This is a genomic window from Rothia sp. HMSC064F07 (genome assembly GCF_001837265.1).
GTDB lineage: Bacteria > Actinomycetota > Actinomycetes > Actinomycetales > Micrococcaceae > Rothia > Rothia mucilaginosa.
In genome coordinates, this window is the sequence record NZ_KV831921.1 from 222393 (window position 1) to 239578 (window position 17186).

Here is a 17186-nt window from a genome sequence, read left to right on the forward strand (position 1 = left end):
CTTAATCTTTTATCTTCTCTTCGCCCAAGTTCTTTCCGCTCTAAATCCAAGCGCGGCAGGCGGGCTGCTTCATCGATGGATTCTTCCCCTATGCCTGATCGCGTGAAGGAACACGTGTTTGCTCTGGATGCTCGGTGGTGCGATGAGCTGGAGGAGGTCCTGTTTAGCGACCCGGTCCCGAATCTGTACCCCATTGAGCATTATTTGGCGTGCCCTCTTCCGGTGAAGGCGCCGCGTATTCCGCTGCACTACTATCAGGGTTTCGTGGGGTGTGAGCGTGACGGGCAGCTGTGCTGTGTGCTGCTGCTGGGCTCGAATGTGGTGCCGGTGCGCCTGTGCGGTGCCGCGGTTGAGCATGATGTTGCCGAACATGTAGAAACCTATGACGCCACCACCCTGGATACTCCCGCTCTGGATGCTACGGCGCTCGCGCATCGTGACGCGCTGGCTCAGCTGCTACTGCAGGTGGGTTCTCGCCTGGATTCCATGTTCGGTGAGAGCACCTTCGTGATGCCCCTGTGGACGCGCATGCAAGAGCTGTGCGAGCAGACTCGCGGTGGTAAGAGCCCGCTGTTGCAGATGCTGCAGCCGAGCCTGGGTGACGGTTGCGATCACCGTGCGCGGGTTCTGTCGGAGCGTCCCAATCAGCCGCTGCTGTATCTGCCGCCGGAGAAGGACCTCGCCCGCTTCTACGCCGTGGAGCTTCCTGAGCTGCCGGCGCACCTGCCCGCGCCTCTCAAACCCGTGCCCATCAAACCCAGGCCCCTCACACCGGGGGAGAGTCCCGCCGGTGCTGTCCAACTCAGCGGTGAGCCTGCCGGGTATGCGCGCCTTGCCACCTCCGCGGACCTGGGGGAGCTTCTGCCCGCCGCGGCCGCCATGTTCACCGAGGAGGTCGGCTTCGACCCGGTTGCTCGCTACGGTGACGGCTATGCGGCGCGCCTGCGCACGCTCATTGCCGGTCAGCGCAGCGCCATTGTCACCGATGTGAATGGGCGGGTTATCTTCAAGGCGGATGCGGGCATCGTGAACCTGGACGCCGCGCAGGTGCAGGGCGTGTGGCTGCACCCGGACTACCGCGGCTACGGTCTGGCTAAGCCGTTCTTTGCCGCCGCCGCGCAGGTTCTGCAGCGCCGCTACCCGCACTTGAGCCTGTACGTGAACGACTACAATGCCCGTGCTCTTGCCATGTACCGGGGGACCGGTTGGGAGCAGATTGGGCAGTTCTCGACCATCATTTTTGAGCGCTAAACACGCCGAACCCTAAAACGCTATAAAATTAAAGACGACTGTGCCTATTTACGGCTCACCCGGTGAGCCTCGGGCACCCTACCTAAACCTATCGACCTTTCAAGGAGAATCGTGGTACTTCGCCTTTCCAACCTCTTCGTGCGCACTCTGCGCGAGGACCCCGTAGACGCTGAGGTCGCCAGCCACAAGCTGCTGGTTCGCGCCGGTTACATCCGCCGCGCAGCCCCCGGCGTGTACACCTGGCTGCCCCTGGGCCTGAAGGTACTGCGCAAGGTCGAGAACATCATCCGTGAAGAGATGGACGCCATCGGTGCGCAGGAAGTTCACTTCCCCGCACTGCTGCCCCGCGAACCCTACGAGGCAACCAACCGCTGGGACGAGTACGGCGATAACCTCTTCCGCCTCAAGGATCGTAAGGGTGCAGACATGCTGCTGGCACCCACCCACGAGGAAATGTTCACCCTGCTGGTGAAGGACCTGTACTCCTCCTACAAGGATTTGCCGGTTTACCTGTACCAGATTCAGACCAAGTACCGCGATGAGGCACGCCCCCGCGCGGGCCTGCTGCGCGGCCGCGAGTTCGTCATGAAGGACTCCTACTCCTTCAACATTGACGATGAGGGCCTGAACGAGGCGTACATGGCGCACCGTGCCGCCTACCAGCGCATTTTCGAGCGCCTGGGCCTGGAGATTGTCATTGTGACCGCACAGTCCGGCGCGATGGGTGGCTCCCGCAGCGAAGAGTTCCTGCACCCGACCCCCATCGGTGAGGACACCTTCGTGCGTTCCGCGGGCGGCTACGCGGCAAACGTTGAGGCCGTCACCACCGTGGTTCCCGAGGAAATCGAAATCACCGAGGACACCCCGGCGGCAATCGTCGTGGACACCCCCGACTCCGCCACCATTGAGACCCTGGTGGAGCGCATGAACGAGCTGCACTCCGAGGTTACCGGCGGCGCCCTGGAAGCTTCGCAGACCCTCAAGTGCTTCCTGGGCACCGTCATCACGCCCTCCGGCGAGCGGAAGGTCTTCGCCGTGGGCGTTCCCGGCGACCGTGCCGTGGACCTGGGCCGCGTTGAGGTCAACATCGGCGCCCTGCTGGGCATCGGCGGCGAGGTCGAGGTCGAGGCAGCCAGCGAAGAGGATCTGAAGGCATACCCGCAGCTGGTCAAGGGCTACATTGGCCCCGGCCTGAGCCTGGATGCGCCCCTGTTCGGTGCGCACACCGAGGACGAGGATGCGGTAGCTTCCGCAACCGGCATTCCCTTCTTCGTTGACCCCCGCGTGGTGCGCGGTACCCGCTGGGTGACCGGCGCAAACGAAGAGGGCAAGCACGTGGCGAACCTGGTCTTCGGCCGCGACTTCACCGCCGACGGCGTGATCGAGGCGTGCGAGGTGCGCGAAGGCGACCCGGCACCGGACGGCTCCGGCGAACTGGTCGCAGCCCGCGGCATCGAGATGGGCCACATCTTCGCCCTGGGTCGCAAGTACGCTGAGGCACTGGGCCTGAAGGTCTTGGACCAGAACGGCAAGCTGCAGACCGTGACCATGGGCTCCTACGGCGTGGGCGTGACCCGCGCACTGGCTGCTATCGCCGAGGGCAACCACGACGAGAAGGGCCTGATCTGGCCGCGTAACCTGGCACCGGCAGACGTGCACATCGTCATCACCGGCAAGGATGCAGCATCCCACGAGTACGCTGAAGAGCTCAGCGCATCCCTGGAATCCGCCGGTCTGCAGGTCATGCTGGATGACCGCCCGAAGACCAGCCCCGGCGTGAAGTTCGGCGACGCTGAGCTGCTGGGCGTGCCCACCATCCTGGTGATTGGTCGCGGCTTCAAGGACGGCGTGCTGGAACTGAAGGACCGCCGCAGCGGTGAGGCTCGCGAGGTGTCCGTCGAGAACGCGGTGGCTGAGGTCATCGCTGAGGTGCGCGGCGCCTAAGGCACGCCACTAGTCCGCAAAGACGTAAAACCGTAGCCACCTGCCCCGCCTCCCAGGAAGTGGGGCAGGGTAGCGGCGGAAGAATGAAAGAAGAGAACTATGGCATACAAGCCGAAGCGTTCTGGCTCTAAGAAGAGCGCCCCGAATGCGCGCGCTCGCCGTGCCGCATCCCGCGTGGCGAATGGTGTGAACACTCCCCGCACTCGCGTTGAGAGTGAGCCCGTGGTGGAGGCACCGGATCGCGTGGGTACCCGCGCGATCCGTGAGGAAGAAGTTGCCGAGGCGATTGCCCCGGTTATCTCCGAGTTCTCGCTGGTGCTGGAGGGCCTGAAGATTTCGGGCCCGGCGGCGAACCGCACCGTGAAGATTACTGTGGACTACACCGCTGAGCGTACCGATTCGCTGTCGCTGGATTCCCTCGCGGAGATTTCCGGTGCGATTTCGAGCGCCCTGGATCGTGCGGATGAAAACGACGAGTTCTTCCCCTACGAGCTGGAGGTGTCCTCGCCCGGCGCTACCCGCGCCCTGACCGAGCGCCGCCACTGGGAGCGTGCCCGCACCCGCCTGATTGCGGTCACCGCACCCGACGGCACCGAGTACCTGGCGCGTCTGCACGAGGTGCAGGATGAGGGTCCGGTGCTGGCTCGTAAGAAGAACACGAAGAAGGGTCAGAAGGAGTCGTACCACGAGCCGTCTTTGCTTCCGTGGGAAAATATTGCTTCTGCTCACGTCGAGATTGACTTCAATTCGCCTGCTGAGCCGGTAGAATAGAGTTATTAAAGCTTCAGGCACGGGGTGCTCCGTGCCAGGTATATACCGTTCGGGAGCCGGGGCGCATTAAGCGTCCCGGCGCCGTGCTAACTGGGAAAGGCTGAAAAGCGTGGAGGATATTAAAACTATTGACCTGGGCGCACTGCGCGCATTGGCGAAGCAGCGCTCTCTCGTCATGGAGGAGCTCTTCACCCTGGTTGAGAACGCCCTGCTGCTCGCGTACATGAAGCAGCCCGGCGCTATTAAGGGCTCTCGTGCCGTCATCGACCGCACCACCGGCGAGTTCGTCATTCTGGCTCCTGAGCTTGATGAGGACAACCAGAAGATTGACGAGTTCGACGATACCCCGAACAACTTTGGCCGTATCGCTGCCGCAACCGTCCGTCAGGTTCTGTCGCAGCGTCTGCGTGACGCTGAGGACGCATCCGTTCTGGGTGAGTTCAAGGACCGTGAGGGCACCCTGGTGTCCGGCGTGATTCAGCAGGGCAACAACCCGCGTATGGTTCAGGTTGACCTGGGCACCGTTGAGGCTGTTCTGCCCAGCAACGAGCAGGTTCCGGGCGAGAAGTACCCGCACGGTACCCGCCTGCGCGCCTACCTGGTTGAGGCTCGCCGCGGCCCGAAGGGTCCCTCGATTGTGGTTTCTCGTTCGCACCCGAACCTGGTTCTGCGCCTGTTCGAGCACGAGGTTCCCGAGATTTCTGAGGGCCTGGTTTCCATTAACTCCATCGCACGTGAAGCTGGCCACCGCTCCAAGATTGCTGTGTCCGCGAAGAACCCGACCATTAACGCTAAGGGTGCGTGCATCGGCGATATGGGTGCCCGCGTGCGTGCGGTTACTGCCGAGCTGAACGACGAGAAGATTGACATTGTCGACTACTCGACCGATCCGGCAACCTTCATCGCTGCGGCGCTGTCCCCGGCGAAGGTCACCGAGGTCATTATCGCGAACCCGCGTGAGTACTCCGCTCGTGCCGTGGTTCCGGACGATCAGCTGTCCCTGGCTATCGGCCGTGAGGGTCAGAATGCGCGTCTGGCAGCGAAGCTGACCGGCTGGCGTATCGATATTCTCTCCGAGTCCAAGTACGCTCAGGTTCGTGCCGAGGAAGAGGTTGCAGCTCGCGTGGCTCGTAGCCTGGCTGAAGAAGCTGCAGTTGAAGAGGCAGCAGAAGAGTCCGCACAGGACGCTGAATAAGCATTAGCCCCGGTGAGGGGCGTATCCCGCGGCATATCCTTTTGATGCAGGCGCAAGATATCGGGCAGCAACGTGCCCGGTGTTCTTGCGCCTGCGTCACAGTTTTGCCCATGATTCTTAAAAACGGGATACACTATTAAGATGTGCCGGTGTGTAACCGGGCGCTTTAACGCGCCCTCGCACACACCGGATAGAACATCACGAATGTACTGCGAACGCGGTTCTGCACACACGCTAGAGAGGGGAGAGGACCATGAGCAATCACGACCTCACCGCAACCTCCGAAGCGTTTGAAGGACCGGTCCGCACCTGCATCGGATGCCGTGCCCGCGATGAACAGCGCAACCTGCTGCGCATCGCCCGCACACCCGTCACGTCTGCTACCGAGCAGGCGGAAACCCCGCCCTATCAGCCCGATACGGCGGGAACTATGCCCGGACGAGGCGCTTGGATCCATCCGAGCGAAAAGTGCGTAGCCGCTCTGCAGAAAAAGAACGGTCTGGCGCGCGCCTTCAAAAAAGCGGTCCCTGCAGCCCAGCTGCAGGCGTGCTGCGAGCAGATTCGAGCCGTGATTGCGGACTCGACCCCCTCGTAGACGCTTTTCGGGTATATGCCCTCTGTAAGTCAACGAGTTTGACGACTTCTTATCTGAAAGCGAGTCAGAAAACTGATGGATATCTAATGAGTGCCGCGAAATGAGTACCCTTTCGTGCTCACCCACCGGCAATTTCACGAATTGGCGCGCCTTCGGGCGTGCACCCCGTAAACATTAGTGTCCGCACCATTCCCGGTGCGGACCGGGAATGGAGAAAATTTGGCTCAGCCTCGAGTACACGAGTTTGCTAAAGAAGTAGGCGTACCTTCCAAGGAAGTTATCGCCAAGCTCAAGGATATGGGCGAGTTCGTTAAGAGCTCCTCTTCCACCCTGAACCCCATGGTTCTGAAGAAGCTGCGCGCGGAATTCCCCGCCGCAGCCGTTAAGCCTGCCGCAAAGGCAGGTCCCGCAGAGTCGGCCGCTAAGCCGGCTCCCAAGCCCGCAGCGGCTAAGCCTGCCGCTAAGCCGGCACCCAAGCCCGCAGCTGAGAGCGCAGCTCCCAAGCCTGCAGCAGCTAAGCCCGCCGCAAAGCCGGCAGCAGCACCCAAGCCCGGCGGCCCCCGCCCGGGTAACAACCCCTTCGCATCCCAGCAGGGCATGAAGCGTGGCGGCGGCGACTCCCAGCGTTCCGGCGGTCCCCGTCCGGCACGTAACGGTCGTCCCGGTGGCAACGGTGGCGCACGTCCCGGTGGTAACGGTGGTCCTCGCCCCGCGGGTGGCGCACGTCCCGGTGGTAACGGCGGTCCTCGCCCGGCAGGTGGCGCACGTCCCGGTGCACCCCGTCCGGCTGGTGGCGGCGGCGCACGCCCGAACCCCTCGATGATGCCCAAGGTTTCCAACGTTGGTGGCGGCGCGTCCGGTTCCAACAACGGTGGCGGTAACGGCGGCGGCGCACGTCGCGGCGGCGGTTCCGGCGGCTTCAACCGCGGTCCGGGTCGTCCCGGCCCCGGCGGTCGCGGTAATGCACAGGGTGCATTCGGTCGCGGCGGCTCCAAGCGTAAGGGCCGCAAGTCCAAGGCAGCTCGCCGCCATGAGCAGGAGCAGCTGAACGCACCGGCACCCGGTGGCGTGGTTGTTCCTCGCGGCGACGGCTCGACCGAGATTCGTCTGCGCCGCGGCGCGTCCATCATGGACTTCGCTGAGAAGATTGGTGCAAACCCGGCATCGCTGATTACGGTTCTCTTCCACCTGGGTGAGATGGCTACCCAGACTCAGTCCCTGGACGAGGAGACCTTCGAGCTGCTGGGTGCCGAACTGGGTTACGTCATCAAGATCGTTTCCCCGGAGGATGAGGAGCGCGAGCTGCTCGAATCCTTCGACATCAACCTCGAAGCCGAAGCAGAAGCTGAGGGCGAGGACGTCCTGGAGGTTCGTCCCCCGGTTGTTACCGTCATGGGTCACGTTGACCACGGTAAGACCCGCCTGCTGGACGCTATCCGTAACACCAACGTCATTGAGGGTGAGGCCGGCGGCATTACCCAGCACATTGGTGCATACCAGGTCCACACCACCGTTGAGGGTGAAGACCGCGCGATTACCTTCATCGATACCCCCGGTCACGAGGCGTTCACCGCTATGCGTGCCCGTGGTGCGAAGGTCACCGACGTGGCAATCCTCGTGGTCGCAGCTGATGACGGCGTTATGCCCCAGACCGTTGAGGCACTGAACCACGCACAGGCAGCTAACGTGCCGATCGTGGTTGCTGTGAACAAGATCGATAAGGAAGGCGCGTCCCCGGAGAAGATCCGTGGCCAGCTCACCGAGTACGGTCTGATCCCCGAAGAGTACGGTGGCGACACCATGTTCGTGGACGTCTCCGCTCGCAACGGCACCAACATCGACGAGCTGCTTGAGGCTGTCACCCTGACCGCTGACGTGCTCGAACTGACCGCTAACCCGAACAAGGAAGCACGCGGCGTTGCTATTGAAGCAAACCTGGACAAGGGCCGCGGTGCGGTTTCCACCGTCCTGGTTCAGTCCGGTACCCTGCACGTCGGTGACGCTATCGTTGCCGGTGTTGCTCACGGTCGCGTTCGTGCAATGTTCGATGAGAACGGTCAGGCTGTGAAGGAAGCTGGCCCGTCCCGCCCCGTTCAGGTGCTGGGTCTGTCCACCGTTCCTCGTGCAGGCGACACCTTCCTCTCCACCGAGGAAGAGCGCACCGCTCGTCAGATCGCTGAGAAGCGTGAGGCTGCTGATCGTAACGCTCAGCTGGCTAAGCGTCGTAAGCGCGTGACCCTCGAGTCCTTCGACGCCGCTGTGGCTGAGGGCAAGATGGACACCCTGAACCTGATCATTAAGGGTGACGTCTCCGGTGCTGTGGAAGCGCTGGAAGAGTCCCTGATGAAGATCGACGCCGGTGGCGACGAGGTTCAGCTGCGCGTCATCCACCGCGGTGTGGGTGCTATTACCCAGAACGACGTGAACCTGGCTACCGTGGACAACGCGGTCATCATCGGCTTCAACGTCCGCCCGGCAGAGCGCGTTGCAGAACTTGCCGACCGCGAAGGCGTCGAGATGAAGTTCTACTCGGTCATCTACCGTGCGATTGAGGAAATTGAGCAGGCCGTCAAGGGTATGCTCAAGCCCGAGTACGAGGAAGTGGAGCTCGGCTCCGCAGAGATCCGCGAGGTCTTCCGCTCCTCCAAGTGGGGCAACATCGCAGGTTCGATCGTCAAGAACGGCATCATCAAGCGCAACGCCAAGGCACGCCTGGTGCGCGACGGTTCTGTGGTGGCAGACAACCTCACCATCGAGTCGCTGCGTCGTTTCAAGGACGACGCTACCGAGGTTCGCGAAGGTTTCGAGTGTGGTATTGGCCTCGGCTCCTTCAACGACATCAAGGAAGGCGACATTATCGAGACTTGGGAGATGCGCGAAAAGCCGCGTGTCTAAGACTCACACGCTGATGCGCCCGTCACCCGCTAGTGTTCCCGCACCCGCAGGCTTCTAGAGAATAGAGCCTGAGGGGCGGATGCTGGCGGGGCGGGCGCTTCCGCATTACCTGGAACGCCTCCGCAACACCCCGAGTGTTCACGGACGCACCACGAGATTTCAAGGAGAAACACATGGCTGATGCAGCCCGCGCGGCACGACTTGCCGACCGCATCAAGGTAATTGTGGCGAAGGCGCTGGAGCGTCGTGTTAAGGATCCCCGCCTCGGTTTTGTGACCATTACCGATGCCCGCGTGACCAACGACCTGCAGCACGCAACCCTGTACTACACCGTGTTCGGCTCCGAAGAGGACGCCGCAAACACCAAGAAGGCGCTGGAATCCGCTAAGGGCATTCTGCGCGCCGAGGTGGGTAAGAACATCACTGCCCGCCTGACCCCCACCCTGACTTTCGTCGCTGACGAGGTTCCCGAGAACGCCTTCCACATTGAGGCGCTTCTGCGTGAGACTCGCGAGCGCGACGCCGCCCTGGCTGCTGCAGCTGAGGGCGCCGAGTACGCTGGTGAGGCTGACCCCTACAAGAAGGACGAGCCTGCCGAGGGTGAGGACGCCTAAGTGGCGAAGAAGCAACCTCAGGGCCCGTCCGGCCTAATGGTCATTGATAAGCCCGCCGGGATGAGCAGCCACGACGCGGTCTCTCAGATGCGTCGTATTGCTGGCACCCGGCGGGTCGGTCACGCCGGTACGCTGGATCCCGCCGCGACCGGCGTGCTGATTTTGGGCATCAATAAGGCGACGAAGCTGCTGACCTACTTGGTCGGTCAGGATAAAACCTATGACGCGACGGTTCGTCTGGGCATTGAGACGCTGACTGAGGACGCCGAGGGTGAGCACACCGCCGCGCATCCGGATGCCGTTGAGGCGCTGACCGGTCTGGACGCTGAGCAGATGCGTGCGCGCATCCTGGAGGCTGTGGCGCAGCTGAGCGGCGGCATTCTGCAGGTTCCTTCTGCGGTGTCCGCTATTAAGATCAACGGTGTTCGTTCGTATGCGCGTGTGCGTAGCGGTGAGCAGGTTGAGTTGGCGGCGCGTCCGGTGACGATTAGCAAGTTCACGGTACATTCCATCAACCCCGGCTTTGCCGAGTACGTGATTGATGACCCCGAGAACGAGGGCGAATACGCGGCAACTTCGGTTCCCATGATTGACTGCAAGGTGACGGTTTCGTGTTCTTCGGGCACCTATATTCGTGCCCTGGCGCGTGATCTGGGCAAAATTCTGGGCACCGGTGGCCACCTGACGGCTCTTCGCCGTACCCGTGTGGGTGCGGTGGTGCTTGAGGATGCAGCCGATTTGGCGCAGTTGAAGCAGCGCCGTGAAGAGTCGGATGCACCGCTGGAGGATTTGCCGCTGCTTCCCCTGGAGGAGGCGGCACGCCGCATCTTTGGTGCGCGTGAGCTCTCTGCCGCGGAGGCGAGCGATATTTCTTACGGTCGTCGTATTAGCCCCAGCGGTGACGGTTCCGTGGTGAAGCGTTCCGTGCACGCGAGCGCGGATGAGTCCGGTGCGGTGCAGCATGCCAGCGTTGAGGGTATTGTGGCGGGCTTCGCCCCGGATGGTACCTTGGTTGCCCTCCTGGAGAATAAGAAGCAACGCGGGAAGGTGCAGGCCGCCCCGGTGCTGGTTTTTGAGGCGAATCGTTCCTTCAACTAGGCGTTGAGGGCTTATGATGGGCGAAGAGGGTTCGGCGTTTGCGCCTGCCCACACCTGATTCCTTCAAGCCTGATTCCTCAAGCCTGATTGATCCAGTGCCTATTGAATATGCGCCCTACCGAATGTGCGCCCCCTATTCATTCAACACGCTAACGTAAACAACCCCTGAACACACATGACTACTCGTGCGGGTGCCGCCCGGCCCTGCTGAAGGAGAGAAGATGAGCGAGAACCAGAGCTCTGCTAAGAAGGCGAGTGAGCCTCGTACCGCGCCGGTGCCCCGCGTGGAGTCTGCACAGGCTGAAGCTACCGTAACCGGGGCTGCTGCTCAGAGCGGTACCGCGAAGACTGCCGGTGCTAAGAGTGCTGAGCCCATTTCTGCGGCGAAGGCACCCGAGGGTGTTCGTGTAGCCTCACCGGCGTCCGGCGATAAGGCGTCGCAGAAGGCCGATAAGAAGGCTGAGAAGAAGGCAACCCGCGAGGCGTTTGCCCGCCCCAAGAGCATTGAGGAGGCGGCTAAGCCTCAGAACCGTGCGGCGTTCCGTGCGGCGGTGGCGCTGTACGGTCTGTTCATGATTGCGTACGGTGTGTGGCAGGTTCTGGGCGGTATCCGCGTTATTCCGGATGCGCCTCAGGACTTTGCGAACCCCTCGGTGCAGTCGAACTATGTGTTCTTCGCGGCAACCTATGTGGGTGTGGGCCTGTCCTTCGTGTTCATTGCCGTGAAGTTCAAGTGGGTGAACATGCTTGCGTTCTCCTGCCTGGTGGTTTTCCTGGGTGGCGTGGGTCGTATCCTGTCGTGGGCGTTCTTCGGCACCCCGCACTGGTCGCTGATTGTGCTGATGGTGACTGAGCTTGTGATTCCTCCGTGCCTGCTGGTGTGGTACGGCTGGATTAACAAGTCCAATAAGATTCGCGAGGAGATGCTGAAGGCTTCTCGTAACCAGGCTCGTAAGTAGTCGTAACGCCCGGGAAGGTTCCTGCCGCACGGTGGGGTGCCTGCCCGGGCTTTCTTATGGGCGGGTGCTGCGCATGGATTTTCCAGGTGCGGAGGCTGCACAGTTGCGTGTCAGATACCCCGCCGCATCCGCAAAGGTAGGGGAGAAGGCACCGCCTGCGAGGGGTGCCGTTCCATTCCCTGTTGATTCCCGTTTTGAATTCTGCATCCTGCCGCCTGTGGTCTAGGATGGTTAGGTACATTTATCTTTTTCAGGAGAGCCCGTGACCCTCTACACCGCTTTGAGCGAGGTCCCCGCCGGCTACGGCCCCTCGGTCGTGACCATCGGCAATTTTGACGGCGTGCACCGTGGACATGCCCGCGTGATTTCGCGCGTGGTCTCCCTTGCTGAAGAGCACGGTTTGAGCTCTATCGCGGTCTCTTTTGACCCGCACCCGATGCAGGTGCACCGTCCCGAGGCGGCCCACCACGACATTATGGGTCAGGGTTCGCGACGCTACTTCATGTGCCTGCTGGGTCTGAACGACTACCTGCTGCTGAACTACAACCTGGAGTTCGCTGCACAGACCCCCGAGGAGTTCGTGAAGTCCACCTTCGTGGATGCGCTGAACGCGCGTTTCGTGGTCATCGGTGACGACGTGCGCTTTGGTAAGAACAACTCCGGCGACCTGAACACCATGCGTGAGCTGGGGGAGAAGTACGGCTTTGAGGTGGTTGTCGTTGAGGATTTGATGGTGGATGAGAATACCCGCTGCTCCTCGACCCGCATCCGCCAGCTGTTGCTGGAGGGCGATATGCCCGCGGCAACCGAGCTACTGGGCCGCCACCACATGATGGCTGGTGAGGTCGTGCACGGTCTGGCGCGCGGCCGCGAGTTGGGCTTCCCGACCGCGAACCTTGAGCTTGAGGCGCGCGGCCTGATTCCCGCCGACGGTGTGTACGCCGGCTGGCTCGTGGACGAGTCCGGTAACCGTCACCCCTCCGCTATTTCGGTGGGTACGAACCCGACCTTTGACGGTATTGAGCACCGCCAGGTTGAGGCGCACGTGATTGACCGCCCGGAAGAGCGCGTGGAGGATTTCAACCTGTACGGTCAGCGTGTGCTGATTGAGTTCGTGAAGCGTCTGCGCCCCATGGTGGCGTACACCGGTGTTGAGGCGCTGATTGAGCAGATTAACGATGACGTGGTGCAGACCCGAGAGGTGCTGGCTGAGGACGCGAAGAACTACTGCCCGCCGGAGTGCCCGGTGCAGGCGGAAGTGAAGCATCCCCACTTCTAAGAGCAGCATCCTGCGCTTATAGCTTTTGCCTTTAACGGCTTTGAATCCCCGGCGGTAAGATTTTCGGATCTGCCGCCGGGGCTTTTGCGTGCCCGCCTGCCTATACGTCCAGCGTCGATAGCAAGGCACCCCTGTTTTAGTCGCCCCCGTTTTAAGAGAAGATAGAGTCATGGAAAAAATGAACGTCGAATCCTTCAACCTCGACCACCGCGCCGTAGCAGCACCCTACGTGCGTATCGCAGACCGCAAGGTCCTGCCCGGTGGCGACACCCTCATCAAGTACGATATCCGCTTCACCCAGCCGAACACCGCGCACCTGGAAATGCCGACCGTGCACTCCATCGAGCACCTGAGCGCCGAGCACATGCGCAACCACACCGACCGTCTGATTGACTTCTCCCCGATGGGCTGCCAGACCGGTTTCTACGCGCTGACCCTGGGCCTGGAGCCCGAGGAGTTCTTCCCCATCTTGGAAGCAACCCTCAACGATATCCTCAACGCGACCGAGGTTCCGGCAGCGAACGAGGTGCAGTGCGGTTGGGGCGCCAACCACACCCTCGAAGGCGCGCAGGCTGCGGCTCGCGAGTTCCTCGCGGCACGCGATGAGTGGGCGCAGGTGATGGCGTAATGAGCGCACAGATTCCTGACGCTTTCGCATCCGCCTTCAACCCGGTGGACTTTGACCCGAACGCTTTCGACCCGGCTGAGGCGTTCAACAGCATGTTTGAGCTGATGGACGGGATGTCCAACGCCATCATCATTCAGGTGGCTATGGATGAGGAGCTTGCACCCTTCCTGAAGGTCACCGAGGAGCTGCAGCCGTCCTTCACCGAGGGCGCCGCAGTATTCCACCCGCGCTACCTGCAGGTGGGTGAGGACCAGGTTCCGCTGCTGCTGGTTCGCTCCAAGATTGGTCTGGTGAACGCGGCGAGTGCCGTTACCGAGGCGATCAGCTACTCCTCGAACTGCTTGGGCGTCATCAGCGCAGGTACCGCCGGCGGTTTGGCTCGCGGCATTAACGTGGGCGACGTGCTGATTGGCGAGAACTACACTTACACTGACGCCGACGCGACCGCGTTCGGTTACGCGCGCGGCCAGGTTCCGGGCATGCCCGAAAGCTACGACGGCCAGGCGGATGAGTGGCAGGATGCTCTGGAGCATGCGCTTGCCGCACTGGAGCCGGTGCGTGAGCAGGCTGAGAGCCCGTGGGAGGTGCGCCGCGGCCAGATGCTGGCGGGTAACTCCTTCGTAACCGCCCACAACGTGAAGGACACCCGCGAGGCGTTCGAGGGCGCCATCAGCACCGACATGGAGACCACCGCGATTGCACAGGTCTGCCACAACTACGAGATTCCGTTTATCGGAGTGCGTTGCGTGTCTGATCTGTGCGGCCCGGAGGCCGACCAGGACTTCCACCTCTCCGTGGATGTGGTGGCTCCTCGTTCGGCTCGTTACGCGCTGCAGCTGGCTGCTGAGCTGTGGACCGAAGCGCAGCTGGAGGCGCTGGAGCTGGCTCTCTAAAGCTCTAGAGCATGCGGCACGAAGTGAGCTCGCATGCGGCAAGTGCCGGGGCGTGAACCTGACGGGTTTGCGCCCCGCTCTTTGCGCCCCGGTCCTTTTGTGCCGGTCTTTTTGTACTGGTTTTTGTACCCCAGTCTTTTTCTGATCAGGCACTTTGATGTACCCGGTCCGTAAGAAACGCAGAAATATTAACCGTGGTGAATATACATTCTGTGTGTCGTGGAGTACTATGAATGTGGAAACTGTCCGATCTCACAGAGGAGTACGTCGTGAAGTTCTGCCCGACTCTCGCCTCCGTCACCGGTCTGCTCGGTGGCTACAAGGTTGCATCTAGCACCGGCATCCGCCCGCTCGGTGGCGCTATCCTGGCACTGTGCGGTGCCGTGGCTTACAAGAATTGGAAGCGTAAGGCTGGCGCAGGCCGTGCCACCTTCCTCACCGCTGTCTACCTCGGCGCGTTCGGCGCCGCTCATCCGCTCGCCAAGAAGCTTGGCGCGTGGCCTGCAGTCTACACTGTGACTGCTGCAACCGCTCTGTGCTCTATCGTCATTGGACGTAAGCGACAGAAGTAGTCTTTGACGAAAAGACGGCGGAAAGGCAACGTTGCCTTCCCGCCGTCTTTTGCGTTCCCTCCCACCGTACCGGTTGGGTGGGGATGCGCCGGGGCGACGCGCGAAGGCAACATCTTCCGCGCAACGCCCCATCACTCGATGGGGAGTGAATCAACCGGTACCGCTCTCAGTCACCTGCTGAGCTGCGGCACCGCTCGATAAGTTTCCCCGCCACCGGCGGGTACACCCCACGAGGTAAAGGAAAAGAAGAAGATGAATACCACTCCGGACTCATCCCCGGTACAGCAGGGCGTAGCTGAGGCTACCTCCGAGAGCCCGCAGCTAGCGCGTGGACTCTCCCTGCGTCACATCATGTTCATCGCCCTCGGCTCCGCCATCGGCACCGGCCTGTTCTACGGCTCTGCATCCGCCATTCAGCTGGCGGGCCCCTCCGTGTTGCTTGCCTACGTTATTGGCGGCGCGGCAGTGTTCATGGTGATGCGCGCAATGGGCGAACTCGCCCTGGCGCACCCGGTCTCCGGAGCGTTCTCCGAATACGCGACCCGCTACCTCGGACGCTGGGCTGGCTTCGTGACCGGCTGGACCTACGCCCTGGAGATGGCGCTGGTCGCCATTGCGGACGTCACCGCCTTTGCCGTGTACATGAAGTTCTGGTTCCCGAACAGCCCCTCCTGGATCTGGATTGTCTCGGTTCTGCTGATTCTGCTCGCCATTAACCTGGCGAAGGTCAAGGCGTTTGGTGAGACCGAATTCTGGTTCACGCTCGTGAAGGTCAGCGCCATTGTCGCCATGATTGTTGGCGGTATCGCCCTGCTCTTCGTGGGTGTGCAGGCGCACGACTCCGTAGCGCCCTCCGTCACGAACCTCTGGGCGCTTGAAGGCGGATTCTTCGCGAACGGATTTACCGGCTTCCTCGCCTGCTTTACCGTGGTGATGTTTGCGTTCGGCGGTATCGAGAACATCGGTATTGCCGCCGGTGAGGCGAAGGACCCTCGCACCTCAATTCCCAAGGCGATTCGCACGGTGCCGTTCCGCATCCTCATCTTCTACATTCTGACCCTGTCGGTCATCATGTCCCTGTACCCCTGGTACTCGGTGACGAAGGCAAACTCGCCGTTCGTGCAGATCTTTGAAGGCCTGGGCATTCCGGCTGCCGCTTCGATTCTGAACGTGGTCATCATTACCGCCGCCATCTCTGCGCTGAACGCGGACGTGTACGGTGCCGGCCGCATGATGTACGGCCTGGCGAAGCAGAACCTGGCACCGGCTTCCTTTGCGAGGGTTACGAAGAACGGTGCGCCCTGGATGACCACCCTCATCATGGTGCTGGTTATGGCGGTCGGCGTGATCGTGAACGTGCTCTTCGAGAACGCGTTCGAGGTGGTCGCCTCCCTGGCAACCTTCGCGACCGTATTCGTGTGGGTCATGATTCTGCTGGCGCACATCGCGTTCAAGCGCAGTGGCGCCGATACCGAGGCGCAGCCGGTACGCCAGCCCCTGTGGCTGAGCTACCTGGCGTTGGCGTTCATGATCTTTATCGTGGTGCTCTTCGGCTGCTTCGCCGACACCCAGCTGGCGCTGGTGATGGGCGCACTCTGGTGCCTGTTCCTGCTGGGCTACTACCGCCTCGTGGTGGTGCGCGCTCGCACTGAAGCAGCAGAAGCGTAGGGAGCAGAAGCACAGACACCGAATAAACGTAGAGCCCGGTGTGAGAACCCGGCTGTGAAACCCGACGGTGAAGCCCGGCGACCGGTAGTGTGATGAGCTACCTGTCGCCGGGCTTCTGCTCACCCTTCCACGAAAGCGCCCCGGTAGCGTAGAATGGGAAGAACGCGTCTGCAGTCCGCAGTAGACGACGTGTATTACAGGGCGTAAGCCCACCACCCGGCGGCAACCGTCCGTACGGGACGTATGCGGTACTAACTCTAGGAGTTAAAAGTGGCACTGGATCCCGCTGTCAAGCAGGCAATCATCAAGGAATACGCAACCCACGAGGGTGACACCGGTTCGCCCGAGGTTCAGATTGCAGTTCTGTCTCGTCGTATCGCCGACCTGACCGAGCACCTGAAGTTCCACAAGCACGATCACCACTCCCGTCGTGGCCTGATGATCCTCGTTGGTCGTCGCCGCAACATGCTCGGCTACCTGAAGAGCGTCGACATCGAGCGTTACCGTTCGCTGATCGAGCGCCTGGGTCTGCGCCGATAAAACAGGAGCGTCTTGACGCTTTTGTGGTGATTAATCGCCTTTAGGCGGTGTGTGCGGACGTGCTGTCAGCACTACCAACCCTCCATCACGGAGGCGGGTAGCGCCAGCGCGTCCGTACTGCCGCGTTGAGGGGCGCATCTTCCGCTCGCTAGAATCCAGCACTAGATTCCAAGGCTAGAATCCAGCGCTAGATTCACAGCGAGAAATCGGTAGAAGATGCCGCCCCACCTGAAAGAAAGAACAGAAGGCCGTACCGGCACACACGCCGCGGTCCTCGGTAGCGA

Annotated in this window: 15 protein-coding genes; all 15 read left to right on the forward strand. The window is 61.7% G+C overall.

Annotated features, from left to right (window positions below):
* Nucleotides 1-75 precede the first annotated feature (75 nt).
* The 15 genes from HMPREF2712_RS01580 to rpsO all read left to right on the forward strand — a co-directional run bounded on the left by HMPREF2712_RS01580 (nucleotide 76) and on the right by rpsO (nucleotide 16902).
* Nucleotides 76-1251, forward strand: coding sequence for a GNAT family N-acetyltransferase (locus HMPREF2712_RS01580; protein ID WP_246828651.1), 1176 nt, complete (start codon nucleotides 76-78; stop codon nucleotides 1249-1251).
* Nucleotides 1252-1362: 111 nt separating this feature from the next.
* Nucleotides 1363-3195, forward strand: coding sequence for a proline--tRNA ligase (locus HMPREF2712_RS01585; protein WP_070692020.1), 1833 nt, complete (start codon nucleotides 1363-1365; stop codon nucleotides 3193-3195).
* Between the two features lie 99 nt (nucleotides 3196-3294).
* Nucleotides 3295-3966 (forward strand): ribosome maturation factor RimP, encoded by a 672-nt coding sequence (gene rimP, locus HMPREF2712_RS01590; protein WP_070819089.1) that lies wholly within the window; start codon nucleotides 3295-3297, stop codon nucleotides 3964-3966.
* Between the two features lie 109 nt (nucleotides 3967-4075).
* The gene (gene nusA, locus HMPREF2712_RS01595; RefSeq protein ID WP_070819090.1) at nucleotides 4076-5161 is read left to right on the forward strand and encodes a transcription termination factor NusA; all 1086 of its coding nucleotides are present in this window, start codon (nucleotides 4076-4078) and stop codon (nucleotides 5159-5161) included.
* Nucleotides 5162-5414: 253 nt separating this feature from the next.
* Nucleotides 5415-5756 carry a YlxR family protein gene (locus HMPREF2712_RS01600; protein WP_070629115.1) on the forward strand — a complete coding sequence of 114 codons (342 nt, stop codon included), beginning with the start codon at nucleotides 5415-5417 and terminating at the stop codon, nucleotides 5754-5756.
* 219 nt (nucleotides 5757-5975) lie between these two features.
* On the forward strand, nucleotides 5976-8651 hold the full coding sequence (gene infB / locus HMPREF2712_RS01605; RefSeq protein WP_070819091.1) for a translation initiation factor IF-2: 2676 nt from the start codon (nucleotides 5976-5978) through the stop codon (nucleotides 8649-8651).
* Nucleotides 8652-8824: 173 nt separating this feature from the next.
* Nucleotides 8825-9265 carry a 30S ribosome-binding factor RbfA gene (gene rbfA, locus HMPREF2712_RS01610; protein ID WP_005507090.1) on the forward strand — a complete coding sequence of 147 codons (441 nt, stop codon included), beginning with the start codon at nucleotides 8825-8827 and terminating at the stop codon, nucleotides 9263-9265.
* Complete coding sequence (gene truB, locus HMPREF2712_RS01615; RefSeq protein ID WP_070819092.1) at nucleotides 9266-10363, forward strand: tRNA pseudouridine(55) synthase TruB; 1098 nt, start codon at nucleotides 9266-9268, stop codon at nucleotides 10361-10363.
* Between the two features lie 221 nt (nucleotides 10364-10584).
* Nucleotides 10585-11322 carry a DUF4345 family protein gene (locus tag HMPREF2712_RS01620; RefSeq protein WP_070819093.1) on the forward strand — a complete coding sequence of 246 codons (738 nt, stop codon included), beginning with the start codon at nucleotides 10585-10587 and terminating at the stop codon, nucleotides 11320-11322.
* 262 nt (nucleotides 11323-11584) lie between these two features.
* A complete protein-coding gene (locus HMPREF2712_RS01625; RefSeq protein WP_005507093.1) occupies nucleotides 11585-12601 on the forward strand; it encodes a bifunctional riboflavin kinase/FAD synthetase in 1017 nt (338 codons plus the stop codon).
* A gap of 169 nt (nucleotides 12602-12770) precedes the next feature.
* Nucleotides 12771-13229, forward strand: a complete 459-nt coding sequence (locus tag HMPREF2712_RS01630) for an S-ribosylhomocysteine lyase (protein WP_005507094.1) — start codon at nucleotides 12771-12773, stop codon at nucleotides 13227-13229.
* A complete protein-coding gene (mtnN, locus tag HMPREF2712_RS01635) occupies nucleotides 13229-14122 on the forward strand; it encodes a 5'-methylthioadenosine/S-adenosylhomocysteine nucleosidase (protein WP_005507095.1) in 894 nt (297 codons plus the stop codon). The genes HMPREF2712_RS01630 and mtnN overlap by 1 nt, the downstream gene beginning before the upstream one ends.
* Nucleotides 14123-14355: 233 nt before the next feature.
* Nucleotides 14356-14694: a hypothetical protein gene (locus tag HMPREF2712_RS01640; protein ID WP_049328014.1), complete on the forward strand. Its 339-nt coding sequence runs from the start codon at nucleotides 14356-14358 to the stop codon at nucleotides 14692-14694.
* A gap of 252 nt (nucleotides 14695-14946) precedes the next feature.
* Nucleotides 14947-16362, forward strand: coding sequence for an amino acid permease (locus HMPREF2712_RS01645; protein ID WP_070819094.1), 1416 nt, complete (start codon nucleotides 14947-14949; stop codon nucleotides 16360-16362).
* A 270-nt stretch (nucleotides 16363-16632) separates the two neighbouring features.
* Nucleotides 16633-16902 carry a 30S ribosomal protein S15 gene (rpsO, locus tag HMPREF2712_RS01650; RefSeq protein ID WP_005507098.1) on the forward strand — a complete coding sequence of 90 codons (270 nt, stop codon included), beginning with the start codon at nucleotides 16633-16635 and terminating at the stop codon, nucleotides 16900-16902.
* The last annotated feature ends 284 nt before the right edge of the window (nucleotides 16903-17186 follow it).

Coding starts and splice junctions, on each gene's coding strand:
- HMPREF2712_RS01630 (WP_005507094.1), top strand. CDS start 12,771: ATGGAAAAAATGAACGTCGAATCCTTCAACCTCGACCACCGCGCCGTA.
- HMPREF2712_RS01640 (WP_049328014.1), top strand. CDS start 14,356: ATGTGGAAACTGTCCGATCTCACAGAGGAGTACGTCGTGAAGTTCTGC.
- rimP (WP_070819089.1), top strand. CDS start 3,295: ATGGCATACAAGCCGAAGCGTTCTGGCTCTAAGAAGAGCGCCCCGAAT.
- rbfA (WP_005507090.1), top strand. CDS start 8,825: ATGGCTGATGCAGCCCGCGCGGCACGACTTGCCGACCGCATCAAGGTA.
- HMPREF2712_RS01645 (WP_070819094.1), top strand. CDS start 14,947: ATGAATACCACTCCGGACTCATCCCCGGTACAGCAGGGCGTAGCTGAG.
- HMPREF2712_RS01600 (WP_070629115.1), top strand. CDS start 5,415: ATGAGCAATCACGACCTCACCGCAACCTCCGAAGCGTTTGAAGGACCG.
- HMPREF2712_RS01580 (WP_246828651.1), top strand. CDS start 76: ATGGATTCTTCCCCTATGCCTGATCGCGTGAAGGAACACGTGTTTGCT.
- mtnN (WP_005507095.1), top strand. CDS start 13,229: ATGAGCGCACAGATTCCTGACGCTTTCGCATCCGCCTTCAACCCGGTG.
- HMPREF2712_RS01620 (WP_070819093.1), top strand. CDS start 10,585: ATGAGCGAGAACCAGAGCTCTGCTAAGAAGGCGAGTGAGCCTCGTACC.